The sequence below is a fragment of the Alcanivorax sp. P2S70 genome, from assembly GCF_000475295.1.
Taxonomy (GTDB): domain Bacteria; phylum Pseudomonadota; class Gammaproteobacteria; order Pseudomonadales; family Alcanivoracaceae; genus Alcanivorax; species Alcanivorax profundi.
Window position 1 is genome coordinate 91,241 of the sequence record NZ_AXBZ01000003.1, and the last position, 26,514, is coordinate 117,754.

The 26,514-nt window shown below is 58.4% G+C and carries 26 protein-coding genes and 1 tRNA gene; 10 read left to right on the top strand and 17 right to left on the bottom strand.

Features of this window, described 5'->3' with window-relative positions; translation table 11 throughout:
- The first annotated feature begins 103 nt into the window (after positions 1–103).
- Positions 104–496, top strand: a complete 393-nt coding sequence (locus Q672_RS0116990; protein ID WP_052017457.1) for a DUF2493 domain-containing protein — start codon at positions 104–106, stop codon at positions 494–496.
- Positions 497–593: 97 nt separating this feature from the next.
- Here the strand turns inward: Q672_RS0116990 and Q672_RS18690 are convergent.
- The 15 genes from Q672_RS18690 to aspS form a co-directional block, all read right to left on the bottom strand.
- Positions 594–669: transfer RNA gene (locus tag Q672_RS18690), tRNA-Lys, on the bottom strand.
- A 72-nt stretch (positions 670–741) separates the two neighbouring features.
- Positions 742–1,410: a 7-cyano-7-deazaguanine synthase QueC gene (gene queC, locus Q672_RS18695; RefSeq protein WP_022983926.1), complete on the bottom strand. Its 669-nt coding sequence runs from the start codon at positions 1,408–1,410 to the stop codon at positions 742–744.
- A 21-nt stretch (positions 1,411–1,431) separates the two neighbouring features.
- Positions 1,432–2,073 (bottom strand): 7-carboxy-7-deazaguanine synthase QueE, encoded by a 642-nt coding sequence (queE, locus tag Q672_RS18700; RefSeq protein ID WP_022983927.1) that lies wholly within the window; start codon positions 2,071–2,073, stop codon positions 1,432–1,434.
- A gap of 107 nt (positions 2,074–2,180) precedes the next feature.
- Positions 2,181–2,954 (bottom strand): tol-pal system protein YbgF, encoded by a 774-nt coding sequence (ybgF, locus tag Q672_RS18705; protein ID WP_022983928.1) that lies wholly within the window; start codon positions 2,952–2,954, stop codon positions 2,181–2,183.
- A gap of 3 nt (positions 2,955–2,957) precedes the next feature.
- Positions 2,958–3,527: a peptidoglycan-associated lipoprotein Pal gene (gene pal / locus Q672_RS18710; protein ID WP_022983929.1), complete on the bottom strand. Its 570-nt coding sequence runs from the start codon at positions 3,525–3,527 to the stop codon at positions 2,958–2,960.
- A gap of 86 nt (positions 3,528–3,613) precedes the next feature.
- On the bottom strand, positions 3,614–4,906 hold the full coding sequence (gene tolB, locus Q672_RS18715; RefSeq protein WP_031225820.1) for a Tol-Pal system beta propeller repeat protein TolB: 1,293 nt from the start codon (positions 4,904–4,906) through the stop codon (positions 3,614–3,616).
- A gap of 5 nt (positions 4,907–4,911) precedes the next feature.
- The gene (gene tolA / locus Q672_RS18720; protein WP_022983931.1) at positions 4,912–5,682 is read right to left on the bottom strand and encodes a cell envelope integrity protein TolA; all 771 of its coding nucleotides are present in this window, start codon (positions 5,680–5,682) and stop codon (positions 4,912–4,914) included.
- Positions 5,675–6,118, bottom strand: coding sequence for a protein TolR (tolR, locus tag Q672_RS18725; RefSeq protein ID WP_022983932.1), 444 nt, complete (start codon positions 6,116–6,118; stop codon positions 5,675–5,677). The genes tolA and tolR overlap by 8 nt, the downstream gene beginning before the upstream one ends.
- A 3-nt stretch (positions 6,119–6,121) precedes the next feature.
- Positions 6,122–6,808, bottom strand: coding sequence for a protein TolQ (tolQ, locus tag Q672_RS18730; protein WP_022983933.1), 687 nt, complete (start codon positions 6,806–6,808; stop codon positions 6,122–6,124).
- On the bottom strand, positions 6,801–7,244 hold the full coding sequence (ybgC, locus tag Q672_RS18735) for a tol-pal system-associated acyl-CoA thioesterase (protein ID WP_022983934.1): 444 nt from the start codon (positions 7,242–7,244) through the stop codon (positions 6,801–6,803). The genes tolQ and ybgC overlap by 8 nt, the downstream gene beginning before the upstream one ends.
- Positions 7,237–8,265 carry a Holliday junction branch migration DNA helicase RuvB gene (gene ruvB / locus Q672_RS18740; protein ID WP_022983935.1) on the bottom strand — a complete coding sequence of 343 codons (1,029 nt, stop codon included), beginning with the start codon at positions 8,263–8,265 and terminating at the stop codon, positions 7,237–7,239. Before ruvB ends, ybgC begins: the two co-directional genes overlap by 8 nt.
- A 145-nt stretch (positions 8,266–8,410) precedes the next feature.
- Positions 8,411–9,010, bottom strand: coding sequence for a Holliday junction branch migration protein RuvA (ruvA, locus tag Q672_RS18745; protein WP_022983936.1), 600 nt, complete (start codon positions 9,008–9,010; stop codon positions 8,411–8,413).
- A gap of 43 nt (positions 9,011–9,053) precedes the next feature.
- The gene (gene ruvC / locus Q672_RS18750) at positions 9,054–9,572 is read right to left on the bottom strand and encodes a crossover junction endodeoxyribonuclease RuvC (protein ID WP_022983937.1); all 519 of its coding nucleotides are present in this window, start codon (positions 9,570–9,572) and stop codon (positions 9,054–9,056) included.
- Between the two features lie 219 nt (positions 9,573–9,791).
- On the bottom strand, positions 9,792–10,532 hold the full coding sequence (locus Q672_RS18755; protein ID WP_022983938.1) for a YebC/PmpR family DNA-binding transcriptional regulator: 741 nt from the start codon (positions 10,530–10,532) through the stop codon (positions 9,792–9,794).
- A gap of 79 nt (positions 10,533–10,611) precedes the next feature.
- Positions 10,612–12,375, bottom strand: a complete 1,764-nt coding sequence (gene aspS / locus Q672_RS18760) for an aspartate--tRNA ligase (RefSeq protein WP_022983939.1) — start codon at positions 12,373–12,375, stop codon at positions 10,612–10,614.
- Positions 12,376–12,776: 401 nt separating this feature from the next.
- On the opposite strand from aspS, the gene Q672_RS18765 reads away from it, so the two are divergent.
- The 8 genes from Q672_RS18765 (at position 12,777) to Q672_RS18800 (ending at position 22,851) form a co-directional block, all read left to right on the top strand.
- Positions 12,777–13,151, top strand: coding sequence for an HU family DNA-binding protein (locus Q672_RS18765; protein ID WP_022983940.1), 375 nt, complete (start codon positions 12,777–12,779; stop codon positions 13,149–13,151).
- 185 nt (positions 13,152–13,336) lie between these two features.
- Positions 13,337–13,636: a PA4642 family protein gene (locus Q672_RS18770; RefSeq protein ID WP_022983941.1), complete on the top strand. Its 300-nt coding sequence runs from the start codon at positions 13,337–13,339 to the stop codon at positions 13,634–13,636.
- Between the two features lie 174 nt (positions 13,637–13,810).
- Positions 13,811–15,031, top strand: a complete 1,221-nt coding sequence (locus Q672_RS18775) for a hypothetical protein (RefSeq protein WP_022983942.1) — start codon at positions 13,811–13,813, stop codon at positions 15,029–15,031.
- Positions 15,031–15,648: a class I SAM-dependent methyltransferase gene (locus tag Q672_RS18780; protein WP_022983943.1), complete on the top strand. Its 618-nt coding sequence runs from the start codon at positions 15,031–15,033 to the stop codon at positions 15,646–15,648. Before Q672_RS18775 ends, Q672_RS18780 begins: the two co-directional genes overlap by 1 nt.
- 148 nt (positions 15,649–15,796) lie before the next feature.
- Positions 15,797–16,996, top strand: coding sequence for a HAMP domain-containing histidine kinase (locus Q672_RS18785; protein WP_031225821.1), 1,200 nt, complete (start codon positions 15,797–15,799; stop codon positions 16,994–16,996).
- Positions 16,993–17,571 (top strand): response regulator transcription factor, encoded by a 579-nt coding sequence (locus Q672_RS18790; RefSeq protein ID WP_022983945.1) that lies wholly within the window; start codon positions 16,993–16,995, stop codon positions 17,569–17,571. The genes Q672_RS18785 and Q672_RS18790 overlap by 4 nt, the downstream gene beginning before the upstream one ends.
- A gap of 94 nt (positions 17,572–17,665) precedes the next feature.
- The gene (locus tag Q672_RS18795; protein WP_022983946.1) at positions 17,666–19,408 is read left to right on the top strand and encodes an autotransporter assembly complex protein TamA; all 1,743 of its coding nucleotides are present in this window, start codon (positions 17,666–17,668) and stop codon (positions 19,406–19,408) included.
- The gene (locus tag Q672_RS18800; RefSeq protein WP_022983947.1) at positions 19,405–22,851 is read left to right on the top strand and encodes a translocation/assembly module TamB domain-containing protein; all 3,447 of its coding nucleotides are present in this window, start codon (positions 19,405–19,407) and stop codon (positions 22,849–22,851) included. The genes Q672_RS18795 and Q672_RS18800 overlap by 4 nt, the downstream gene beginning before the upstream one ends.
- 55 nt (positions 22,852–22,906) lie before the next feature.
- Here Q672_RS18800 and Q672_RS18805 read toward each other — a convergent pair whose 3' ends face one another.
- Positions 22,907–23,314 carry a PaaI family thioesterase gene (locus tag Q672_RS18805; protein WP_022983948.1) on the bottom strand — a complete coding sequence of 136 codons (408 nt, stop codon included), beginning with the start codon at positions 23,312–23,314 and terminating at the stop codon, positions 22,907–22,909.
- Positions 23,315–23,456: 142 nt separating this feature from the next.
- On the opposite strand from Q672_RS18805, the gene Q672_RS18810 reads away from it, so the two are divergent.
- Entirely contained in the window at positions 23,457–25,172 is a 1,716-nt protein-coding gene (locus Q672_RS18810) for a proline--tRNA ligase (protein ID WP_022983949.1), read from the top strand.
- A gap of 149 nt (positions 25,173–25,321) precedes the next feature.
- Here the strand turns inward: Q672_RS18810 and Q672_RS18815 are convergent, their stop codons facing one another.
- Positions 25,322–26,353, bottom strand: a complete 1,032-nt coding sequence (locus Q672_RS18815; RefSeq protein ID WP_022983950.1) for a DUF4062 domain-containing protein — start codon at positions 26,351–26,353, stop codon at positions 25,322–25,324.
- Between the last annotated feature and the right edge of the window lie 161 nt (positions 26,354–26,514).

The window sequence follows — 26,514 nt, forward strand, 5'->3', positions numbered from 1 at the left end:
TTCGTGAAGAAACGTCATCACCCGGCCAAAGAGCGGTAACACGGGTGCAATCACTGCCATGCAGGCTTATACTTTATTCATTACTGACCATATGGACAGCATTATGCGTATTCTGGTTTGTGGTGGACGGGATTTTCGTGACGCTGCCTTGGTGCAACGCAGCCTGCAGCGACTGCAGCGCCACAATCTTCTCAGCCTGCTGATTCACGGTGACGCCAGCGGCGCGGACCAACTCGCCAGCCAATGGGCTTACCAAGTGGGCATTGACCAGGTGAGCTATCCGGCAAACTGGACCGCTCATGGCCGCGCTGCCGGCCCCATGCGGAACCGCCGCATGCTGCAACATGGACGCCCCCAGGCCATTCTGGCCTTTGCTGGGGGCCGAGGCACTTCCGATATGATCCGTATTGCTGAGCAGGCGGCGTTGCCGGTGTGGCAGCCCTGCGAGGAAGAGGACATTCCCTGGCTGGAGCCAAATGCGATGATGGCACGCTGACAGGCACGGGGAACGAGCGACGGGCATGCGGGCTTAGGCGCAGCGGGCACTAACCCGGAACAAAAAAAGGCTGCCTGAAAGGCAGCCTTTTTGAAGATGGTGGGTCGTGCTGGATTCGAACCAGCGACCAATTGGTTAAAAGCCAACTGCTCTACCAACTGAGCTAACGACCCGCTCCCGAAGGAGGCGCAAATAATACGGATTTATTTCTGGCTGACAAGGGGGTAAGCGAATTTTTTTCCGCTTTACTGATAGTTTGTTGGATCTTTAACCAGTGCCTCGTCGAAACCCTGCTTGCGCAAGCGGCAGCTGTCGCATTTGCCACAGGCATTGCCGTTTTCGTCAGCCTGGTAACAGGATACCGTGAGCCCGTAATCCAGCCCCAAGGCCGTGCCCGCCTGAATGATTTGCGCCTTGCTCAAGTGCATCAGCGGCGTTTCGATAGTCACCGGGCGCCCCTCTACTCCCGCCTTGGTCGCCAGACCCGCCATAGCCTGAAAAGCCTCGATAAAAGCTGGCCGACAATCCGGGTAGCCGGAGTAATCGACGGCATTCACGCCGATATAAATGGCCTCGGCATCCACCACCTCCGCCAACCCCAGCGCCAGTGACAGGAATACCGTATTGCGGGCCGGCACATAGGTGACGGGAATGCCGTCCCCCCCCTCTTCAGGCACCTCAATGGAGTGGTCAGTCAACGCAGAACCACCGATATTGCCCATCCCCAGCTCAATGACCCGGTGACTGACAGCCCCGAGGGCCGCCGAGACACGTTTAGCGGCATCCAGCTCGGAGCGGGTCCGCTGACCGTAATCAAAGGCAATGGTATAGCACTGGTAGCCCCGATCCCTCGCCATGGCCAGGCAAGTGGCAGAATCCAGACCGCCGGATAACAACACCACGGCTTTTTTCATTACGGTCTCCTCATCCCGGGCTCAACGGCCGCGGGCGTCATTCCAAAGCAATTTATGAAGCTGTAGCTGAAAGCGTACCGGCAACCGGTCGGCAACGATCCAGTCAGCCAGCTCTCCCGGGGCCAGGGTGCCCTGGACGGGAGAAAACAATACGTCGCTGACGCGCTTGTGCAACTGATGCTGGTCCAGCATAAACCTTGCCCAGTCGTAGTCCCGGCGGTCAGCGAGTACAAACTTCACCTGATGATTGGGGCGCAAATGGGGAATATTCTCCAGGCGGTTATTATGCTGCTCGCCCGACCCTGGCGCCTTGAGATCCATGACCACGGACACCCTCTCATCCACCCCGGCAATATCCATGGCGCCACCGGTCTCCAGGCTCACTTCATAACCCTGATCGCACAGGGCGGTGAGCAAAGGCAGACAGTTGGGCTGCGCCAACGGTTCCCCGCCAGTCACCGTGACACAGCCAGCGCCGTGGCGGGCAACCTCTGCAAGGATCGCTTCCAGCGTCCATTTCTCACCGCCGGAGAACGCATATTCGGTATCACACCAGACACAGCGCTGCGGGCAGCCGGTCAGGCGCACGAATACCGTTGGCCGACCGACGGTACGGGCCTCGCCCTGAAGGGAATGAAAGATTTCGGTAAGACGGAGCTCCACAGCCTCTCCTGACCAACGCGACCCGCCACGGGAATGTGGCGGGGCCTGAGCGGAAATGCCGCGGATTCTATCACCTTTACCGGGGAATGTGCCCGGCTAGCGCTTGATCAGCTGCCTAACTGGTCCAACAAGGACTTGGCCTTGCCAGCTTCAGAGGCATCCGGGTACTGCTTGATCAGCTTGTGCAGGTTGATCTTGGCTTCAGACACCTTGCCATCACGGGCCTGCATGGTGGCCAATGCATAAAGACTGGTGGGCGCCTTGCTGTGATCCGGGTAATCGTCGACGACGGCCTGGAACTGTGCCATGGCCTTGTCGTTCTGGGGGGGGTTCTGATTGCTGTAAACCTGCCCTAACCAGAAATGGGCATGAGCACGAAACTGACCATTGGGAAAGTCGTTCAGGTAGCCTTCGAAGGCCTTGGCTGCAGCATCAAAATCGCGGCGCACCAGGTTGTCCTTGGCAGCCTTGTAGGCCGCACGGTCCGCTTCAGGGTCGACATTGCCCTCGGCCTGCTCATCCGGCTGTTCGGTCTTACCCTGCTCAGCCAGTGTGTTGATTCGGGTATCCAGATCCAGATAACGCTCACGTTCAGCGTCTTTCATGATTTGCAGCTCATGGCGCAACTCTTCAATCTGGCCATTCAGCTGCTGCATCTGTTCTTCAAACTGCTGCTGTTGCTGCATCAACACCATCAAACCGTCTTGGCTTATCGTGGTGGATGCACCTGCCGTAGAGGAAGGGGAAGCAGCAGGCGTCTGCTGTCTGGGCAGACTTCGATCTTCTACCGCCAGCGGCCCGGTACCCTGTGCATGCGCACAGAGTACCAGGGAGCTGAACAAGGCGCCTGCGAACAGGCGCTTTGAGTTCACTACCTTCATCGCTTACGGAGTACCGGCGGTGTAGTTGATTTCTACGCGACGGTTCTTCGCCCAATCCATTTCGGAGTGGCCAGAAGCAGCCGGCTTCTCTTCACCGTAGGACACGACGTCGATCTGGGAAGAAGAAACACCTTGAACGCGCAGGAACTTCTCTACCGCCTGGGAACGACGCTCGGACAGAGCAACGTTGTACTCACGGGTACCGCGCTCGTCAGCGTGACCTTCCAGACGCACTTTGGCGTTGGAATTGTTCTTCAGGTAGGTAGCGTGAGCACGCAGGGTTTCGAAAGCCGCAGCCGGAACGGTGTTGCTGTCGAACGCGAAGTAGATCACGCGGGTATCCGTGGTGCCATCGTAGTTGGACGGATGGTTGTAGAAGTTGTCAGCGGTCAGCGGAATGCTGCTGGTATCCGGTTTGACAGGCGTGGCCGGCTCTACCGGGGTTACCGGAGAGGTGTCGGTCGGCTCAGGTGCAGTAGTAGCGGAAGAATCATCTTCTGCCGGGGTGCTGGAACACGCTGCCAGAACAGCTGCCAACATCAGGGCAAACAGCGGATTGAGAAATGAACGCATGCGAAAAGCTCCTATTAATTTCCTAGTTTGGACTCCGAGAACAAGAAGAACACCAGATGACTCCTTGAACATCTGGCGAGCTTCTATCAGAGGAACGGCGACCATGCCGGCTCTCTGACTTCCCCTTCCTTCGAGGGCAGCTCAACTTTTACCCTGCCATCGATGGATACGGCTTGCAGAACCCCGGTTCCCCCATCTTGCGTCCCGTAAATTACCATACTTCCATTGGGTGCAACACTGGGAGACTCATCCATGTCTGTGCGGGTAACGATGTTGAACGTTCCCCGCTGGAGGTCCTGCACACCGACATTGAAACTTCCATTTCGTCGGTGCACATAAACAAGATAACGCCCATCCGGGGTCACGTCAGAGCGCGCATTATAGGCACCCTGGAACGAAACACGCCGGACCGACTTATCATTTATGTTCAGTTTGTAGATCTGCGGGCCCCCCGAACGGCTGGAGGTAAAGACCAGACTCTTGCCGTCAGGCAGCCAACGCGGCTCTGTATCAATGCCGTAATGCTGGGTCAGACGTGTCAGCGCCTTGGTATTGAGATCGAGCATGTAAATTTCCGGGTTTCCGTCACGGGACAGGGTCAACGCGAGCTTCTGGCCATCCGGTGACCAGTCAGGCGCACCATTAATGCCCTTGAAGCTGGACACCTTTTCACGCTGCGTGGTGGCAAGCTCGTGAACGTAAATTGAGGGCAACCCCTGATTTTCAAAGGACACGTAGGCCACCTTTCGACCGTCCGGCGACCAGGTAGGACTCATGATCGGCTCCTTGCTGCGCAGAATCGTGGTGACACGATGTCCGTCAGCATCTGCATACTGGAGCTGATAGGGGTTCTTGCCGTCATTCCGGTTATAGGTGACGTAAAGAATCTTGGTTGAGAACGCCCCGGGAATACCTGTTAGCTGTTCATAGATACGATCACTGATGGCATGGGCAACATCACGAAGCTGTGAGGCAGGAGGACGATACGACTCTTCCAGCAGTTTTACCTGGCGGGACACATCAAACAGGGCATATTTGACTTCGTAGCCGCCACTTTCCAGCGCCTTCATGCTACCAGCAACGACGTACTCCATACCCAACACGCGAAAATCCCGATAGATCATCTCGCTCTCATTGCTGGGCCGGCTGAGCATGTCTTCCGCGGGCAGCGGCTTGAACTGACCACTGCGGTGCAGGTCTGCCTGGACAATCTGCGACACATCTTCTGGCGCGCCCTGCGCACCGGCAAAGGGCACCACCGCAATCGGTACGGCATCCACCCGGCCCTCGGTCACACGAATCAACAGCTCAGCAGAGGCCGCACTTGCCCACAGCATAACCAGTATGACCATAAAAGCCTGAGTACTGCGATGCTTCATCAACTTCATTGCGCCACCTTCGGATCAAATTCCATTACCAGCGATCGAAACTGCTTGTTGAACATGGGCCCATCCGGGACCGGCAAGGGGCTGGACAGCTTCACTGCGTTCATCACCGACTCGTCAAAGTCCGGGTAACCGCTGCTCTCCACCACAGACACGTTAATCACCTCACCACCGGGGATCATTTGTATACGCACCCGTGTGGTAATGTCATCACGGTTACGGTAGTTGCCCGGTATTCGCCACCGCTGCCCGACATGGGCAGAGATCGCATCCGTGTAGCTGGCCACCTCAACATCCGACTGATCGGCATTGCTGGCCTGCTCCTTGTTCTCATCAGCGCCGGCTTCGACCTCTTTTTCCATCGCAAGTTCTTCGTCCGCCAACATTTCTTCAATGCTGGGTTCATCTATTTTCGGCGCCTCCGGTTTAGGCGCCGGTTTTTTCTCCGGCACCTTATCCTGTTTCGGGGCTGGCGCCGGTTTTGGAGCCGGTTTTGGAGCCGGTTTGGGTTTCGGCTTGGGCTCAGGCTTGGGCTTGGGCTCCGCTTTGGGTTTCGGCTCTGGCTTGGGGGCCGGTTTTTTTTCCGGCGTAGGCTTCGCCACTGGAGGCGTCTTCTGCTTCGACGTCTCCACCATGGTCGCTTTCACATGGGGGGGGACCACCGGCGCCTTGTGCAGAGTCGGATCCGTGCTCCAGCTAAACACCAGCAGCCCAAACACCACAAGGTGAATGAACAGGGTAAAGGCAAGCGCAACCTTACGATCACTCATTGCGCCCCTGCGGCTCTGTGACCAGGCCAAGCTGTGTGATCCCCGCCTCCTGCAGGGCGCCCATCAACGACACCACCCGGGCATAGGGCACATTGCTGTCACCTTCCACCAGAAACAGCGTAGAGGGCTTGTGCTTGTGAATCCGCAGCACATGGCCCTTTACCGTTTCCAGAGTAGCGGATTTCTGGCTTTCGCCATCGCTCCCCACATCAATGTAGTAGCTGCCGTCTGCAGTGACCGAAATAATCACAGGCTCATTCTTGGTGGTATCCAGCGGCTCACTGTTGCTGTCTGGCAGGTCAACGTTGATGCCCTGGGTCATCATTGGCGCCGTCGCCATGAAAATCACCAGCAACACCAACATAACATCGATGTAGGGCACCACATTCATTTCGGCCACCAACTTGCGCGGCACCCGAACCTTTACGCCACTCATGGCTTAGGCCTCGCGTCCGTGAGCCTGGCGGTGCAGTACCGAGGAGAACTCTTCCGCAAACATCTCGTTCTCGGTAAGCAAGGCATCGCTCTGGGCGGAAAAGCGGTTATAGGCCATGACAGCAGGAATCGCGGCAAACAGACCAATGGCGGTCGCAATCAAGGCTTCCGCAATGCCCGGCGCCACCACACTCAGCGTCGCCTGTTTCACATTGGCCAGGGCCATAAAGGAATTCATGATGCCCCACACGGTCCCGAACAGACCGACATAGGGGCTGGTTGACCCCACTGTCGCGAGGAAGGGCAAATGCTTGGTAAGACGGGTATGCTCGCGCTGCAAGGCCACCCGCATGGCGCGCTGGCTGCCATCCATGACCGCACCCGCCCCTTTGGTGGATTTGGACAGACGCACAAACTCCTGGAACCCGGCGCGGAAAATGGCCTCGGTACCGGAGTCAGGATTGGGATCTTTGCGGCTCTGGGTATACAGGGATGCGAGATCGTCACTGGACCAGAACTTTTCTTCAAACGCACGGCCCGCCTTATGAGCACGCCCCAGCACCCGGTACCGTCCGACAATCATGTACCAGGAAGTCAGCGACGCCAGAATCAGGAGCGCCATCACCAGCTGCACCACGATCGTGGCGTTACTGATCAGACTGACCACGGACATACTGGATGCCTCAACCATTGATCCCTTCTCCTTCGTTGGCCGCGTTGAACTTGTTATACAGCGCCGCCGGAATACCGGTCGGCTTCATTGAATCCGCCGCCACACAGGCCACCTTGATATCGGCCTGGCAGAGCAATTCGTTATTCCGGCTCACCTGCTGTTCAAACAACAGGGTCGCCTTGCCCAGCTTTTTCAGTCGGGCGCTGACCTCCAGGGCATCGTCGATTCGAGCCGGCTTGCGGTACTGCACGTTGGCCGAATGCACCACAAACTGGAAATTCTCGTCGGCGAGGGCATAGTGTTGATAGCCCAGCGTGCGCAAATATTCCGTCCGCGCCCGCTCCATGAACTTCAGATAATTCACGTAATAGACGATACCGCCGGCGTCAGTGTCCTCGATGTAGACGCGCACCGGCAGGGTAAATTCCCCGTTTTCCTGTATTTTTTCAATCATTAAACAAATCCCCGTCGCGACGGGGGGCCGCCAGGCCGAAATGCCGCCAGGCATGACTGGTAACAGCGCGGCCCCGGGAGGTTCGCTGGATAAAACCCTGCTGAATCAGATAGGGCTCCACCACTTCTTCCAGGGTTCCGGCATCCTCATTCAGGGCGGCAGCCAGTGATTCCAGGCCGACCGGGCCGCCATCAAATTTGTGCATGATCATGTCGAGCAGGCGACGATCGGTACCATCAAGCCCGCAGCTGTCGACTTCCAGCATATCCAGCGCCCGCTGGGCCATCACCTCGGTAATGCAGCCATCACCTTTCACCTGGGCATAGTCTCGCACCCGGCGCAGCAGACGGTTGGCAATCCGCGGCGTGCCACGGGAACGCCGTGCCACTTCCAGTGCCCCCGCCGCATCAATAGGAATCGCCAGAATCTCGCAGGCTCTTTGCACAATCCCTGCCAGATCCTCCACACCATAGAATTCCAGTCGCTGAACAATCCCGAAGCGATCGCGGAGCGGCGCCGTCAGCAACCCGGCACGGGTGGTCGCCCCAACCAGGGTAAAAGGAGGCAAATCCAGCTTGATGGAGCGGGCAGCCGGGCCTTCACCAATCATGATATCCAGCTGGTAGTCTTCCATCGCCGGATAGAGGATCTCTTCGACGACCGGGGAAAGGCGATGAATTTCGTCGACGAACAGGACGTCGCCTTCCTCCAGATTGGTCAGAATGGCCGCCAGATCACCGGCTTTCTCAAGCACCGGACCGGAGGTGGATTTGAGCTCGCAGCCCATTTCCCGGGCAATAATATGGGCAAGAGTGGTCTTGCCCAGACCGGGCGGACCGAAGATAAGGGTGTGATCCAGCGCTTCCTGGCGGCCGCGAGCCGCATCGATGAAGATTTCCATCCGCTCACGAACCTTGGCCTGGCCATGGTAGTCCGCAAGGCTGGCCGGGCGAATCGCCCGATCCTGCTGGTCTTCCTGACTGCCGACACTGCCGGCAGTAATCAGTCGTTCGTTATCCATGCTCGCGGTGGATCCGCCTCAACCAGATGAGTTGTGTGGGCAAGGCCCTTAAACAGCTAGCGTAACGCAGCAGGCCACCCGGCGGCTATTGGTATCATCACAATTGTGCAAGGAGGGATTGCCGGTCGTTTGGTAAAAAGGAACCTCAACGCGCCAGGCTTTTCAGCGCAAGGCGAATCAGTTGTTCGCTGCTGGCGCCCTCTTCTGCCACCTTGCCCACCGCCGCCGCGGCATCCTTGTTGCGATAGCCCAAGGCTTCCAGCGCAGCAACGGCATCACTGCGGGCATCATCCGGGGCGTTAATGGCGACTCTGCCGGGCAGATTGGCCGGCGCACCGTCAATCTTGTCCAGCCGGTCGCTCATTTCGATGACCAGCCGCTCCGCGGTTTTCTTGCCGATACCGGGCACCTTCACCAACGTGGTGCTGTCCTGATCATGAATACACTGAGCCAACCGGTCCGCTTCGATACCGGAGAGGATCGCCAGCCCCATTTTCGGCCCCACCCCGTTCACCTTGATCAATGCCCGGAACAGCTCCCGTTCATAACGGCTGGAAAAGCCATACAGCAACTGGGCATCTTCCCGCACCACGAAGTGGGTATGCAGCGTCAGCGGTTGCCCCACCTCTGGCAGGTCATAAAACACGGTCATGGGGGCTTCGATTTCATAACCGACCCCGTTCACGTCCAGCAGCAGCTGCGGAGGGCGCTTTTCCAGCAGGGTGCCACGCAATTGTCCAATCATGCTGAATCCTTAATGACCGTGTTGTTGATGTTGGTGCAGTGAATTACCGGATACGGCGGTTGCGCACCGCCGTGGCGCCCGCCATTCTCGCCAGCGAGACACGCATGTGGGCATGACACAGTGCAATCGCCAATGCATCGGCGGCATCTTCCTGGGGGCGTTTATCCAACCCCAGCAAATGACGCACCATCTCCCCGACCTGAATCTTTTCCGCACTCCCTTTGCCCACCACTGCCTGCTTGACCTGGCGGGCCGAATATTCAAATACCGGAATTGACGCCTGCATCACTGCCGCAATGGCCGCACCCCGCGCCTGGCCCAGCTTGAGCGCCGAATCCGCATTGCGGGCCATGAAGACCTTCTCGATACTCACTTCCGCAGGGCCATATTCTTTTACCACCTGGTCAATGCCGGCAAAGATTTCTCCCAGCCTGGGAGGCATTTCCTTATGGGAAGTCGAGATAGTGCCAAACGCCACCGCCCGGGACCGATTACCCACATGCTCCACCAGCCCATAGCCGGTGTGGCGCGAACCGGGGTCGATACCGAGAATCAATGCCATAACTGTCTGACCACAAATAGAAAATCTGCGTCAGTTGTACCGAAAGACTGTCCAAATGTCCAGTTAGCCAGAGAGGCGCTTCACGCAGCACGCCAGCCCACGTCGCTTCCAGGCAAGCTTCTACAACAAAGCCATAGGGAGCCCACCCTACTCCCCCCAAAAAACAAAACCCCGGATAAATCCGGGGTTTTGCTTTTCCTGGAAGCTCATCGCTCGCAGCTATTCTTCTTGTGCCGGCCAACTGGCGTTGGTGTAGACGTTCTGGACATCGTCCAGGTCTTCCAGCATGTCGATCATCTTCTGGACCGTTTCCGCGGTGTCCGTATCCATTTCGGTTTCGGTGGACGCATGCATGGTCACTTCAGCGTCGGCAAACTCCAGCTCTGCCGCACGCAAGGCATCCACCACTTCACCGAACTGTTTGTCCGGCGAGGTAATGACCAGGAAACCGCCGCCGTCGATCTCTTCCACGTCCTCGGCTCCGGCTTCGAGCGCCACCTCCATGAGTCTTTCTTCGTCGACACTGTCCGGCTCGAAGTAGATCTCACCGCGCTTGGTGAACAGGAAAGCCACAGAACCACTGGTGCCCAGATTGCCGGCGAACTTGGTGAAGGCATGACGGACTTCCGCCACGGTGCGGTTCACGTTATCGGTCATGGTTTCTACCAACACCGCAACACCACCCTTGCCGTAGCCTTCATAGGTGATTTCGTCCATGTTGCCGCCGTCGTCACCACCGGCGCCACGCTTGATGGCACGGTCGATGGTGTCACGGGTCATGTTGGCACCCAGCGCCTTGTCCATGGCGGCCCGCAGCCGCGGGTTGTCCGCCGGCTCACCGCCACCCATCTTGGCGGCGACGGTCAGCTCACGAATCAGCTTGGTAAAAATCTTGCCGCGCTTGGCGTCCTGAGCCGCTTTGCGGTGTTTGATATTGGCCCATTTACTGTGTCCTGCCATATTTCCTCCGCTTGCGCGCCGTCACCCAACACGCAGCACGGGCGTGTCAGCGTGCCGCGTAGAACGTGTCAGCGTAACTTCAGTCTTCTTCTTTACGTACCTGTACGCCCACTTCCCGCAGTTGCTTGTTGTCCACCGGGGACGGGGCATTGGTCATCATGCAGGCTGCGGTCTGGGTTTTCGGGAAAGCAATAACATCACGGATGGAATCGCAACCGGTCATCAACATGACCATGCGATCCAGACCGAACGCCAGACCGCCATGGGGCGGCGCACCATACTTCAGGCCATCCAGCAGGAAGCCGAATTTTTCATCCGCTTCTTCATCAGAGATGCCCAATGCTTCAAACACCGCACGCTGCATGGCCGGGTTGTGGATACGGATGGACCCCCCCCCCAGCTCGGTGCCGTTGAGGACCATGTCGTAGGCACGGGACAAGGCGCCTTCCGGATTGCTCTTCAGCTCTTCCGGGCTGCAGCTGGGCATGGTGAACGGATGATGCAGGGCATGGAACTGGCCGTCTTCCTCTTCAAACATGGGGAAGTCCACCACCCACAGCGGGGCCCACTCGCCTTCCACCAGATTCAGGTCGTGACCTACCTTGACCCGCAGGGCGCCCAGCGCCTCATTCACGATCTTCGCCTTGTCTGCCCCGAAGAAGATCAGGTCGCCCGTCTCGGCGCCGGTGCGCTCGAGAATGCCCTGAATGGCCTCATCGGTGAGGAACTTGAGGATCGGGGACTGCAGGCCTTCCGCGCCAGCGGCAAGATCATTGACCTTGATGTAGGCGAGCCCCTTGGCGCCGTAGATGCTGACGTACTTGGTGTAGCCGTCGATATCCTTGCGGGACAGGCTGCAACCGCCCGGGACTTTCATGGCTGCCACACGCCCTTTGGGGTCGTTGGCCGGACCGGAGAACACTTTGAAATCCACACCGGCCAGCAAATCGGCAATGTCGATCAGCTCCAGCGGAATACGCAGGTCTGGCTTGTCGGAGCCAAAGCGGCGCATCGCTTCAGAGAACGGCATGCGCGGGAAGTCCGGCAGCTCGACCTGCAGCAACTCCTTGAACAGGCTGCGCACCATGGTTTCGGTGATCCCCATGATGTCCTCTTCTTCAACAAAAGAGGCTTCCAGGTCGATCTGGGTGAATTCCGGCTGACGGTCAGCACGCAGGTCTTCATCCCGGAAACACTTGGCAATCTGGTAGTAACGATCGAAACCGGCCACCATCAGCAACTGCTTGAACAGCTGGGGCGATTGCGGCAGCGCAAAGAAGCTGCCGGCATGGGTCCGGCTGGGCACCAGATAATCACGGGCCCCTTCCGGGGTCGCACGGGTCAGGATCGGGGTTTCCACATCCATGAAGCCCTGGCCTTCCAGGAAAGCGCGGACCGCGTGAGTCAGGCGCGAGCGGAACTGGAAGTTACGCAGCTGCTCGGGGCGACGCAGGTCCATGTAGCGATACTTGAGCCGCACTTCCTCACCGGCACCACCGTGCTCATCCAGCTCGAACGGCGGGGTGGCCGCTTCGTTAAGGATCGTCAGGGCCTTGCCCAGCACCTCGATATCCCCGGTGGCCATCTTGCTGTTACGCACGGCTTCATCACGCATACGCACCCGGCCAGTCACTTTCACCACGTATTCGCTGCGTACCTTGTCGGCCAGTGCGAAGGCGTCCACGGTGTCCGGGTCGAACACCACCTGCACCAGGCCATCACGGTCACGCAGGTCGAGGAAGATCACCCCGCCATGGTCACGACGGCGGTGTACCCAACCGCACAGCTCAACAGTTTCTCCGTCGTGGGACGCTCTTAAATCACCGCAATAATGGCTACGCATGCTCTCTGTCCGTTCGTATTTCTGAGTGTACGACCCGCAGCCAGACAACCTGTCTGCAGCCCCGGCACCGGGTCATAGAAAAAAGGCGCCACAGTATAGCGATTCCACCCGCTGCGAGCCATGCCGCCGGCGCAATGCACACCAAACCGCCTCTCAAGCCGTAAAATTTTGCTGAAACCCGCGAAAAATAGTGGTTTCAGCGCTTGTGAACTGGATTTTCCTGACTTATAAAAGATGCGAACCACATCAGTGACCCTCTGAGTTGGCAAAGTCGTGTGCTGCTCACCGCACCGCTTCCAGCACGCAGTCCAGGGGCGAACCTGATCAGGGAAGCATCACCGGTGCCCAACCAGAAGGCATCATCACAACTCAGGAAGACACCAAAAAGGGGTAAGCTATCCATGGCTGCAAAGAAGAAAACCGCTGCCAAAGCCGCCAGCACCACTGCTGCGCGCAAAGTAAAGACTGTCACCGAACCGATGAACAAAACCCAGATCGTTAACCAGATCGCCGACACCACCGGCCTGACCAAGAAAGACGTCAATGCCGTGTTTGATGAGCTGGGCGTGATCATCGAAGGACACATCAAAAAGCGTGGCGCCGGCCAGTTCACCCTGCCGGGCCTGATGAAAATCGTGACCCAGAAGAAGCCCGCTACCAAGGCTCGCAAGGGCATCAACCCCTTCACTGGCGAAGAGACCACCTTCGCGGCCAAGCCGGCCCGTACCATGGTCAAGATCCGTCCGCTGAAGAAACTGAAAGACATGGCCTCCTGATGGCCCGCCGCCGGGCTCTGCCCGGCGGCATCTTCCCTTCGCTCCCCTCGCTCTGCGGCTGCACTGGCCCAAGGCAATCTCCACCCTCTATAATGCGCCCCCAACCGGACAGGGTGCCGACGTTGCGCTCATGCGCCTCCGCCCTTCATCAGCCTTTCCCGTGAGCGGATTCCAAGGAGCCTGCAATGGCAGAACGTAAAGACAAGAAGAAGATCATCGGCGAGCCGATGACCGATGAACAGATCAAGGTATTTCTCGATTTTCCTGCTGAAGAGGGGGTAAACCCTGATTTTCACGTACTGGAAAAGGCCTACCGGGCCCTGCGGGTTGAAGATTTCGAGCGTTTCATTGCTTTCTTCCAGGCACAAGGCCGTGATATCAACAGCCGGGATCCGGAAAACCGCACCCTCTTGACTGTCATTTCCCAACACCCCCGCTGTGAAGACTATGCCGACGTTCTCCGCAAGGCGGGCGGCACAGCCTGATTTAGCATCCGCCACCCGGCCCCCCGGGTGGCCCCCCCCCAGATACAAAACCCAACTGGAATACATACCGGGTAGAACTTGTTCACCGCCCCGCCCCATGGCATTGTTAGGTAATAGGGGCCCAGCGATATACCTTTCGCCCAATAAACAACAACAACAAGAGCCGTACTACTCATGGCAGCTACTTCCCAACCCTTCTGGCGCAGCCTGTGCCTGATTGTGCTTTGTGCTATCAGTCTGCAAGCCCATGCCGCCCGTGACGACGATTCCGACGATGAAATGGATGAAGTGACACCGGAAGAACTGCAAATGCAGGAAATCCCGGTGGACGAACGCATCTTTCTCGAAAAATGGAACGAAGTCCCCTACAAAAAGAGCTTCTTTACCTACACAGACGAGCAGATTCGCGAGAAGTGGACGCACCTGATGCGGGGCCTGAAAGTGCCCTATCCGTCTGCCGCCTACATGAAGAAGAACTTCGAGAAATACCCCTTCATGAAAGATGGGATTGTAGACTGGAACGGGGACTACCAGGTTCTGGAAACCCGCAGTCTGCAAGTATGGCGTCTGTTCTTTGCCGGTGATTTTCAGAAGGCCCGGGAAGAAGGGCTGAAACTCGGCCCGATGGGCGAAATCCCAGCGCTGTTCTCACAGCTCATGTACGCCATCTATCTGACCGACCGGCAAAGCATCAAGTATATGATGCTGCAAGACGTCGCTAACCGAGCGGAAATCTATTTTGACGTGATGGCCGAAGCAGAAAATGACCCTGAGGTCGCTCCCATTGTTGCCTCGGTCAAGCTGGGTTACGCCTATGCCATTGCACGGATCGCCGAAGAGTCCCCGGTTCCGATCGTGGTGGCCCGCCGCTACATTGGCAAAATCAAGAATAGCGCTGAAGAAATTGTCGAGATCATGCCTGAACAGCCTCTGGCTCATGCATTCCGGGCCGGGGTGGATGCTGGCATCATGCGCAGGGTAGGCAAGTTCACCGGTCGCATGACCTATGGCGCCCGAACCACCACCGTTGAAGAGTCTTTTTCCGACGCCCTTCGACTGGCTCCGGATATCCCGATCGTCAATTATGAGTACGCCAACGCGCTGATCTACATGAACCGCAAACGTGACCTTAATGAAGCGATCAGCTATCTCGAAAAAGCCATGAAAATCCGCCCTGAGTTCTCCATGGATGCTCTGGATGTGATGTACTCTTACAAGCGTTTGCAGGAAGTTCGCCTGTATGCGCTGAACTTCCGCAGCTTCCGCAAGTTCGAAAAACTGCGCCGCAAGTTCAGCAAGAAAACGGACCGAAACCTGACCAGCGTACTCAGTGAACCGCTGACAATGGATATGCTCAATAACCCGGAAAACTATGTGCTTCCGGAACGTAATTAATGTCCGTTTATGAAGACAAGGTCTTCCCGGTACTGCTGGACTGGGCCACCCGTCCACTGTACCGGAACCGCCAGCACCTGATTCGCCAGGCCCGTGGCAAGGTGCTGGAACTGGGCGTCGGCACCGGCGCCAATTTCCCGCTCTACTCCGATCTCGCAAGCGAAATACACGGCATTGAACCCGCCGAGGCCCTGCTGGAACTGGCGGCTGATACCGCGCGCCAGTGCAATCAACCTGAACGCTTTCACCTTCGGGTCGCTGGCGCAGAGCAACTGCCCTACGACGACAACAGCTTTGACAGCGTCATCGCCTGCCTGGTGTTCTGCACAATACCGGACCCGGATACTGCCGCCCGCGAAGCCTTCCGGGTACTCAAACCGGGCGGCACCCTGCTGACTCTGGAACACGTCCGCAACGAAAAGCGCTGGGTCCAACGCCTGCAAGGGGCCATGAACCCCGCGTGGAAGCATCTTGCCTGTGGCTGCCAGCTTACCCGGGATACCTCGGCAACGCTGCGACAAGCCGGCTTTCGGTTGCATCAGGCAACGCATCATCAGCACCCTAAACTGCCGCCCTTTGCCGCCCAGTTGCTGGAAGGCGCAATGCTCAAGCCCTGAGGCCCCTACCTGCCAGTGAAAGCAGTACAGCCTGGTTGAATATCTTCCTTTTACCAGCAGAAGGTCCTCGTCCCCCTTGACGCAGGCACCCATCCAGCGAGGCAAACTGCCACATCCCTTTGCGGGTATTTACCTCTACAATAGCGCCATGACAAACCGTCCCCCATTGCTGAACTGGCGACTGCGCCTGATCTGGCTGCGCAGCCTGCTGGTGCTGGCCATTACCCTTGCCCTGATTTTGCTACAAAGTCTGGGGCATAGTGGCTATCACATTCCCGAATTGGGTTGGTTGGCCGCCTTGCTGCTGCCGAGTCTGGTAACCCTTTGCACCTGGCGGCTGCTGCCCCGCCATCATGGCGCTCTTCTTACCCTGGAACTGGCCCTGGACACCCTGTTATTCGCCGGGCTAATACAGAATTTCGGCGGGGCAGGTAACCCTCTCGCGTTTTACCTGCTGGTCCCTGCACTGCTCGCGTCCCTGACTTTACCTCTTCGCGGAGCCCTGACCGTGGCATCACTGGCTCTGGCTGGCTATCTGGTCACCATGAACTGGTATCACATGCCCGCCAGCGATACCCCATTGCATGCCTTGAGCCATCAACTCAGCGGGCTTCATGGTGTCGGCATGGCAGCTATTTTTATTGCCATGCTGGTGATGCTGACCCTGCTGGGACAAGTGATTCAACGGTTGATGCAGGACCAACAGCGTCAACAGGAACAAGCGCTCGATCTGGCAGGCCGACGGGAACACATGTACCAGATTGCCGCAACACTGGCAGATCAAGCCCATGAACTGAACACACCGCTTGGAACCCTGGTCATGCTGGCCGACAACCTGCGTCATTCCCCGGCACTTCCAGACAGTCTCCACCAGGAGGTTCAGCAAATGGAGCAACTGGCCCGCCAAGTGGCCAGCAGACTCAAGCGCGGCAGTGGCGAACACACCCTTGCCAACCAGCCATTGAGTGCTCTGCTGGAACACCTGCGACAGCATCTACGCCATCTTGCCCCCACCCTGACACTGGAAATGGATCTGCAGGAAGATCCGCTTCTGGCAAACGCCGAGGGCTGGTTTCGGGTGCTCAGCAATCTGGGCTATAACGCCATGGATGCCGGCGCCAGCCGCTGGATTATCAGCAGCTTTGGCGACGAGCAGTCTCACGGTCTACAGATCAGCGATGATGGCCCAGCCCATCAGGACTCGGAACGCGAAGGGCTGGGCATGGGAATGATCCTGGTGACTACCACACTGGAGCAGATGGGGGCCAGCCTGGACCTGGAGTTTGGCGCACAATGGACACAGGCGCGCATTCGTTGGCCCCGCGCCCGCCAGGAGAACAGAGAATGACTCACTTGCTGCTGGTAGAAGATGACGAGTTGCTCGCCGAACAGACCCGCCAGGCACTCAGTCGACACGGCGTGCATGTCACCGTCACCCATGACGCAGGCACCACACTCGTGCAGCTTCAACAGCTGGCCCGGCTTGATGCCGCTGTCCTGGATCAGAATCTGGGTCCAGACAATGGCCTGGATCTGATCTCCCCAATCCTCGAACGTTTCCCACAATGCCGCGTCTTGTTACTCACCGGCTATGGCAGCATCGCCGCCGCTGTGGCAGCCACCCATCGAGGCGCACACAATTACCTGACCAAACCGGCAACCCCCGCGGATATCCTCGACGCCCTCGCCGCCGACCCTGCCAGCCTGTCACCCGCACTGCCGCAAACGCCCCCGTCACTGCAGCGCCTCGAGTGGGAGCATATTCAGCGTACCCTGGAGGCCCACGACGGCAATATTTCCCGTGCCGCCGACGCACTGGGTATTCATCGCCGCACCCTCCAGCGACGCCTTAAAAAACGCCCCAGCGCCAGCGAATACCAACGGGAGAAAGGTCAGCAGAGAGACGCCGAACCAGAAGAGTAAGGCGCGCTAGACCGCAAACAGATCGCAGACAAACCGTTCTCGTCCCAGCCCGCTTCGCTTACACTGTCTGCCAATGACTGACAGGGATATTCGATTGAAGCGTGCGCTGGTGCCAGGCTGGACAGCCATGGTGTTGCTATGCCTCCCGCTGGCCGTATTGGCAGCCCGGGGAGAGCCGGTTTTGCATATTACCGGCAATGCCGACAAGCCCGTGATCGATAACATTCGCGCCCTGATCGACCTGTCCCGCTATCCCTGCCAGCCTCCTCCCGCCCAGTACGGATTGATTCGCCGTCAGGTCCTTGGCAACGCCACCGAAGCGCTACAAGCCATGGGTTACTACGATAGCACCCTTGCCTTGAGCGCCGATGTGCAGAGTGACAGCTGCACACACGCCACCCTTGATGTTCAGACAGGTCCGCCTGTCATTCTCAAGCGGGCAGACATTCGCATCAGTGGAGAAGCTGCTGCAGACCCCGCCTTCCAGCAACTGATCGAACAGAGCCGGTTACGCTTGGATGAACGACTTGAACATGAGCAGTACACCAGGCTAAAAAAAGCGTTGCAGCAGAACCTCATCAACCGTGGCTATCTGGAAGGACGCCTCACCCGAAACATCTTGAAGGTCGACACCCAATCGCGCCATGCCTACATTGAACTTGAGGTGCACAGTGGCCCCCGCTATCGCTTTGGTGAAGTGACCTTGACCGGCAGTAGCCTGAACGACGACCTGGTCCGTGCCTATGTGCGTTTCCAGGAAGGCAGCCCGTACGATAGCAAACAAGTCCTGCAAACCCAGCAAGGCTTACTGGGTGCCGGATACTTCAGTGCTGCACGGATCGAGAAAGGCCAACCCGACCAGGAAACGCATCGTATCCCAATCAGCATCAATGTCACCGACAATAACCGCTGGTCATTGCTGACCGGCCTGGGATTCAGCACCGACACGGGACCAAGAGTCCGGCTTGGGATAGAAAACCGTCGAGTGAACCGGTTCGGCCACCGTTTCCGTGCTGAAACTGAACTTTCAGAAGTCCAGCAGGGGGCCGGGGCCAGCTATCAGATCCCACTCAGCGACCCTCTGCGTGAGCGCCTTGATCTACATACCAGTTATGTCAACGAAGATACCGACAGCAACGCCAACGAACGCTGGAGCACGGGCGCAGACTATATCCGCGAACTGGACAACAAGTGGGTCAGCACAGTCTCTCTGGAGTACCTGCGCGAAACCTGGCAAGTCGCGGATGAAGTGGACCAGGCCGAACTGCTGATTCCGGGCTACCAGCTTAGCCGGATTAAAGCCAATGACCCGATCTATCCCACCTTTGGCTGGCGCCTCAATGGCAAAATCCGCTTTGCCCACGAGGGGCTGTCCTCCACGGCATCCTTCATGCAATTCGCGCCCAGCGGAAAACTGCTATTCCCCTTTGCCGGAGGCAGAGTACTGATCCGCGGTGAGCTGGGGTACACCGAAGTTACCGACGTCACCGAGTTGCCCGCCTCCATCCGTTTCTTTGCCGGTGGCGATTCCAGCGTGCGAGGCTTCGCTTACGAATCGCTGGGGCCCGAGGACGAAAGTGGCGACGTGATTGGTGGTCGCCATCTCGCCACAGGTTCACTGGAAGTAGATCACCCCATTACCGAACGCTGGCATCTTGCCGCCTTTACCGATGCCGGCAACGCCTTTAATACGATCAATGAGTTCGAACCCCGCCACAGTGCCGGCCTGGGGGTTCGCTGGCGCTCTCCGCTTGGCCCCATCCGGCTGGATATTGCCCGAGCCATTGATGAACACCGTGATTGGCGGATACATCTGAGCATGGGGCCTGACTTGTGATAGCACGAAGCCTGCAGTTCCTGCTCCGGTCACTGCTGTTATTGCTATTGGTGCTGGCCACAATACTCTGGCTGTTGCTGGGCACCAGTACAGGAAACCAATGGCTGTTTGAGCAAGCCAGGCAGTGGATTCCAGGCGAACTCACCCTGGAGCACTGGGAAGGAAATCTGCTCGACTCGGTAGCTCTAGAAGGGCTTCATTACCGCAACGGCACGCTGAATATTCAGCTGGACCAGGGGCGTGTGGCCCTGATTCCACGCAGTCTCACACAGGGCTGGCTGGATCTGGAGTATCTGAGACTTGGGTCGTTACTGATCAGCACAGAGGCGAGCGAACCTTCTGATACAGCCCCGTCAATAACGTTGCCAGACAGCCTATCCCTGCCGTTTGGTGTGCGTATTGAAACCCTGGATGCCAAGGAAATACGGCTCAACAACACCCGAATTGTTGGCGATGTACATGGCCGTCGACTGGTAGCCTGGCGGCGGTTTCAGATCGCACACCTGAACACCACCACCGTCGCCGATACCCGTCTCACTGTGTCTGGCCAGGGTTCCTTGACCGGCCCAATCACTGTTGACGCCAACGTCGACTGGACACTGCCACTCCCGCCTTCTGAGACCCTGACAGCCCAGCAGGCCAGCGGCCAACTGCAAGTAAAAGGTCCTATCGACACACTGCAGATCAACCATCAATTGCAACATCCCGTCACCGTGAAAAGTGAAGGCACCATCGAATGGCAGCAAGACCAACCACGGCTGGCACTATTGCACCAATGGCCGGCCCAACCGCTGCCGCTGAACCAAACACCTGTACTAACACTCTCCGAGGGAACCCTCTACACCCGAGGTCTTCTCGACACCCTGCAGCTCGACGCAAAAACCGGGCTAATCCGGGACAAGCTGGCCGTGGCCATCAACATGACCGGCTCACGGATTGATGACGGTCTGTCACTGGAAAACCTGACCCTCACGCAAGGCAAGCAGACTCTTCAGGCCAATGGTCAACTGCTTTATGGCCCCCTGCGCTGGGACGTGAACCTACAGGGCAACCTGAATCCGGAAATTCTGTCCCCCGAGCTACCCGGACAACTTACTATTAATGGCAACAGCAAGGGCCGTTACGACAACAATGAGTGGGTGCTGTCCCCCAGCCATCTCAAGGTCAACGGGCAACTGCGACGGCAACCGCTCTCTGTGCAGGCGGAACTCTACAGCCAACGACAACGGCTGGCCCTGACGGCCGCAGCCCGCTTTGGCGATAACCAAGCCCACCTTAAAGGCAACCTTCTGCCAGATTGGCAGATCGACAGCACACTGAAGCTGCAGCGCCTCAACCAGATACACCCGGACCTGGACGGTGACCTGTCTGGGCAGATCGCCCTGCGCGGTGAACTGAACAGCCCACGAGCCAGTGGACAGCTAAATGGCCAACAAACCGGCTGGCAACAATGGTCCCTGGGCACCCTCACCGCCCGCTTTCAGGATCTGGGACTCGGCTCACAACCCCAGCAGCTGACCCTCAATGCCAATCAGATCCAGCAAGATCACCAACAGCGACTGGAAACGCTAGACCTGACCCTGGCCGGCACTCGGCAACAGCACCAACTGACCGTCAGCGCCACGCAACAGAGCCTTACCCTTGAAACCCATCTCAACGGTGCACTGGACACCACCCTGCGCTGGCAAGGTGACGTCACACAAAGCCGGATCGTCCACGAAGCACTGGGCCAATGGCAGCAACAGCAGACCAGCGCCCTGACCCTGTCAGCCGAGAACCAGTCACTGGCGCCGTTCTGCCTTCGCCAGGACGACAGCGCCCTGTGTGTGCAAGGTACCTATCAGGCGGATAACCACATACAGGTACAAGGCTCTGTCCAATCGCTCCCCCTGTCCCTGCTGTCCCCCCTGACCGGTCCGGACTTCACTTTGGAAGGCCGTCTCGAGGCAACGGTCGCCATCGAGGGCAGCATCGATAACCCCCAAGGTGAGCTGCACGCGCAAACACAGGGGGCAAGCATCAGTGTGAATGCGCAGGATGCGCCTCCTCCCCTGGACATCCATACCCTGTCAGTACACAGCCAGCTAAAAAACCGGCAACTCGACAGTCAACTGCAACTGGCATCGAGCCTGGGCGAGGCCAGAGCGACCTTGCGCCACGGCCTGCAAGCTGACTCCCCTGTGCAAGGCAACGTAAATCTGATGCTCCACTCGCTGGGCATTATCGAATTGTTCACCGCCGACCTGCGCGATATCGAAGGCACTCTGCGGGCCGATGTTGAGCTCGCCGGGAGCCTGCGCGCCCCGCACATAGATGGCCAGATACAACTCCTGAACGGTCAGGCGCTGGTGCCTGCGCTGGGCACCGCCATCAGTGATGTCACACTAGTGCTATCGGGCTCCCCTGACGGAGACATCGCTGTCAATGGTCAGGCCATCATGGGCGACGGCAAGGCCACCTTGTCTGGCAGTATCCAACCGCACCCCTGGCCCCTGTCGCTGTCCCTCACGGTTAGCGGCCAGAACCTGCTGGTGGCCAACCGACCCGATGCCCGCGTTCTTCTCAGTCCCGATCTACAGTTACAGGGCAACCTTGAAGCACTGGCACTGACCGGCAGCCTGATCATCCCGGAGGCGGACATCCGCCCGGTGGAACTGCCAGAGAATGCCATCACCGTGAGCCGTGACCAGGTGCTGGTACATCAGCAAGGCGAAGACAACGGCAGCCTGCCCCTCTCTCTGAATGTCACCGTGACATTGGGCGACCAGGTGTACTTCAAGGGATTCGGTCTGGATGCCACCCTGGGAGGCACGCTGGCGATTGAGCAGAAACCTCAACGCCCTCCTCAGCTGAACGGAGAGCTTGTCGTTCGTGAAGGCCGCTACCGGGCCTACGGCCAGAATCTGGCGATCAGTGATGGCCGGCTGATTTTCCAGGGTGCACCGGATAACCCCGGGCTGGATATCCGCGCAATCCGCAAGGTACCGAGCGAGGCGATCACCGTCGGGGTGCAATTGGGCGGCACCTTGCAAGAACCAGAAGCCAGCCTGTTCTCCGACCCCGGCATGGAACAAAGCCAGGTAATGTCCTACCTGCTCACCGGCCGGCCACTGGAAAGTGGCTCCAACAGCGACGCCAACCGCATCGCTCAAGCCCTTGCGCTTTACGGACTGGAAAAAGGCAGCGGCGTCACAGAAAAGATTGGCGACAAGATCGGCGTGGATGACATCAGTGTTGGCAGCGACTGGGAAACCGACGATGCCTCCCTGATGCTGGGAAAACAGCTCTCAGACCGGCTCTATCTGACCTATGCCATAGGCCTCTTTGATGCAGTGTCCACGGTCATGCTGCGCTATACCCTGACCCGTAGCCTGCACCTGGAAGCCCGTTCCAGTACGGAGGCAAACAGCCTGGATATTATTTGGGAGAAGGAACTGCGCTAGGCAGCCTACCCGCTTGCCCCTGATTTCCCCAGACTGAGGCACGATCGCTTGTCACTCACTGTGGCAGCGCGTAGGTCCCGGTAACGTGAGCCACCATATCATCGCCACCTTCGCTGAACAGCTGCACTTCCAGCACCGCCGAACGGCGCCCCAATCGCAGGATCACTGCCTCCGCTATCAGGTCTTTCTGGGCCGGGCGAGACAGGAAATTGATATTGAGATTCTGGGTCACCGCCATCTCCACCCGTCCCAACGCACCGAGCACCGCAGCATACATGGCCGCATCCGCCAGCCCCATCATGGTAGGACCGGAAAGCGTGCCACCGGGGCGCAGGGCAGAAGGTCGAAACGGGCTGCGCACCCGCGCCCGCCGATCACCAATGGACTCCACCACCAGCCCTTCTTCCGAGGCCGCAGGCAACCCTTCGTAAATCACCGCCTGCACCTGTTCCGCATTCAACATTCGAACTCTCCCATTGAGCAAAACCCCAAGCGTAGTCAAACCCGTCCGGCAAACCCAGCTCCGATTGCGACACACATCTGGTGACGGCAGCCCTTCTTTCATAGAATGGTGCCCTCTTGAAACCACAGAACAAAGACATCCTATGCGCACCTCCCAATACCTGCTCGCCACCGTCAAGGAAACTCCCTCTGATGCCGTCGTCATCAGCCATCAGCTGATGCTGCGTGCCGGTCTGGTGCGCAAGCTGGCCTCAGGCCTTTACACCTGGCTGCCCAGCGGGCTGCGGGTACTGCGCAAGGTGGAACAGATCGTCCGCGAGGAAATGGACAAGGCGGGTGCCCAGGAAGTGTTGATGCCCGTGGTGCAGCCCATGGACCTGTGGGAAGAGTCCGGGCGGGCGCCGGCCTATGGCCCCGAGCTGCTGCGCATCACCGACCGGCACGACAATCCTTTCTGCCTGGGCCCCACCCATGAGGAAGTGATTACCGACATGGTCCGCAACGAGATTCACAGCTACAAGCAGTTGCCGGCCAACTTCTATCAGATCCAGACCAAGTTCCGCGATGAGATTCGTCCCCGCTTCGGCATCATGCGCTCGCGGGAATTCATCATGAAAGACGCCTACTCCTTCCACACCGATATGGATTCCCTGGCTGAGACCTACCAGACCATGCACCGGGCCTACTGCGCCATTTTTGACCGTCTGGGTCTGGATTACCGTCCTGTAGAAGCCGACACCGGCGCCATCGGGGGCGCCGCCAGCCATGAATTCCATGTGTTGGCAGAGTCCGGCGAGGACGACATTGCGTTCTCCGACAGCTCCGATTTCGCCGCCAACGTGGAACTGGCCGAAGCCCTGGCCCCCGCCACCGAGCGGGCCGCCCCCGGCGCGGCCATGGAAAAGGTCGATACCCCCAACGCCAAGACCATTGACGACCTGGTACAGCAGTTTGATCTGGCCATCGAGAAGACCATCAAGACTCTGGTCGTCAAGGGCGCCGAAGAAGGTACCCTGGTGGCGCTGCTGGTGCGTGGCGATCACGAACTGAACGATATCAAGGCAGAAAAGCTGGATGCTGTTGCCTCGCCGCTGGAATTCGCCAGCGAAGACGACATCCGCAAGGCCATCGGTGCCGGCCCAGGCTCACTCGGTCCCGTCAACCTGCCCCTCAAGGCAATTGCTGACCGTAGCGTCGCGGTAATGAGTGACTTCGGCGCCGGCGCCAACGAAGACGGCCAACATTTCTTCAACATCAACTGGGAGCGCGACGTGGCGCTGCCGGAAGTGGCCGATCTGCGCAAGGTGGTCGAAGGGGATCCCAGCCCGGATGGCAAAGGATCACTGACCATCAAGCGCGGGATCGAAGTGGGCCACATCTTCCAGCTCGGCACCAAGTACTCGGAAGCGCTGGGCGCCAAAGTGCTCGACGAAAACGGCAAGTCGGTGATCATGCCCATGGGCTGCTATGGCATCGGGGTCACCCGGGTAGTGGCAGCGGCCATCGAGCAGAACCACGACGACCGCGGCATTATCTGGCCGGAGGCCATCGCCCCGTTCCAGGTTGCCCTGGTGCCAGTGAACATCAAGAAGAGCCCCCGCGAACGTGAACTGGCCGAGCAGCTGTATCGCGAACTCAGCGCCGCCGGGATTGAAGTCCTGTTTGACGACCGCGAAAAAGAGCGTCTGGGCGTCAAGCTGGCCGACACTGAACTGCTCGGCATCCCCCACCGCATCGTTATCGCTGAACGCGGCATGGACAATGGCGTACTGGAATACAAGGGCCGTGGGGATGCGGAGAATACCGATGTGGCAGCGGATGAGGTGGTTGCGTTCGTGAAGGCGAAGCTGGGGAAGTGAACAGTTAACAATGAATAGTGAACAGCGCACGGGCTATGCCCGTGCTGTTTGCAACGCAAGAGGCCGCGTCCAACTGCTGGACGCGGCCTCTTGCGTTTGAAGGATAGAAGCGTCAGGCGCGCTGTTCACTATTAACTGTTAACTGTTAACTACAGTTTGACGCTGCGCTTGACCGCCATCACCTGACTCATCGTATTGTCGCCATGGGCCGTCAATTGCCATAGAGGCAGGCCTCGGTTATCGGTTTCCTGGGCTTTGCTGATGAGCCCCAGGGCGCGCAGGTGGATCTTGAGTTGATTAAAGGAGTGGGCGGCGAGCACCACGTTGCGCACAGCATGGGCGCGGGGGAAATCCGTCTGCACATCGGCAAGCGCCTTGCGCACGATGAAATCTTCGAGTGCCTTCTGCATGACAGGCTCAGAGGCAGGGTTCAGCATCAGGGGTGCCACACAGGAAAACGCCTGATCCCAGCTGATCCGGGTGGTGACCATGGCCAGTTTGCAATCACCACCTTCGTACACATTACAAGAGTAGTCCAGCGCCACCTGGTCGCCGCCCCGGGCCAGTGTCTTGAGCGCCGGGCGAGATTGAGCCAGAGACTCTTCCCGTTCTTTCTCCAGCTCACTGATCCGCGCTTTCAGCGACTCGGCTTCTGCCCCGCCGCCAAGTCCGGGCTGATCCGCTCGCACCCAGCCGGGTGTACGATGCTCCCGCATCAGGTTGGGAATCACTTTGTGAGCCAGCTCGGCCAACCCGGCTTCGGTGGTCCAGCGGAAACTGGGGACCTTTTCTTCCAGCAGACGGACAAAGTCATCACGGCGCACCTGACCATCGCGGGTTGCTTCACGCTGGTCCGCATCAAGCAAGTCCGGGTTGTCGTGGATAAAGGCGACTACCGGTTTACGCTTTGTGGCCGCAAAAATGTATTCGCGATGAATCTCGCTGAGGCCCATGGGTGACAAGTGTCCATAACGACCGCCCACCACCAGAATGAAGTAATCGCTGGTCTCGATCAGTTTCTGGATCACCGGCAGCAAGGTGTTGCCATCGGCCGCCGCACTATCGAGCCCGGTCGGAATCATGCCGTGCTCAATCATGGGCAACATCAATGCCTGCCTGGCCGCCTGCATATCGGGGTAGGTAGCACTGATAAAGACCTGGTAGCGTTTTGAGGCACTCACCCTGTATTCCTGCGTCCTGATGTCTGTGGCTGGCGCCCTTCATTGGGCTTGCTGGTGGGCTATTAAAGCGCCACCGCCCCCGGATCACAAGTTTCCGGCCCAATACGGCGGACCTGCACTGAGCCAACATGGGCCTGTGTGCCAGTTCATGCTAGCCTGAG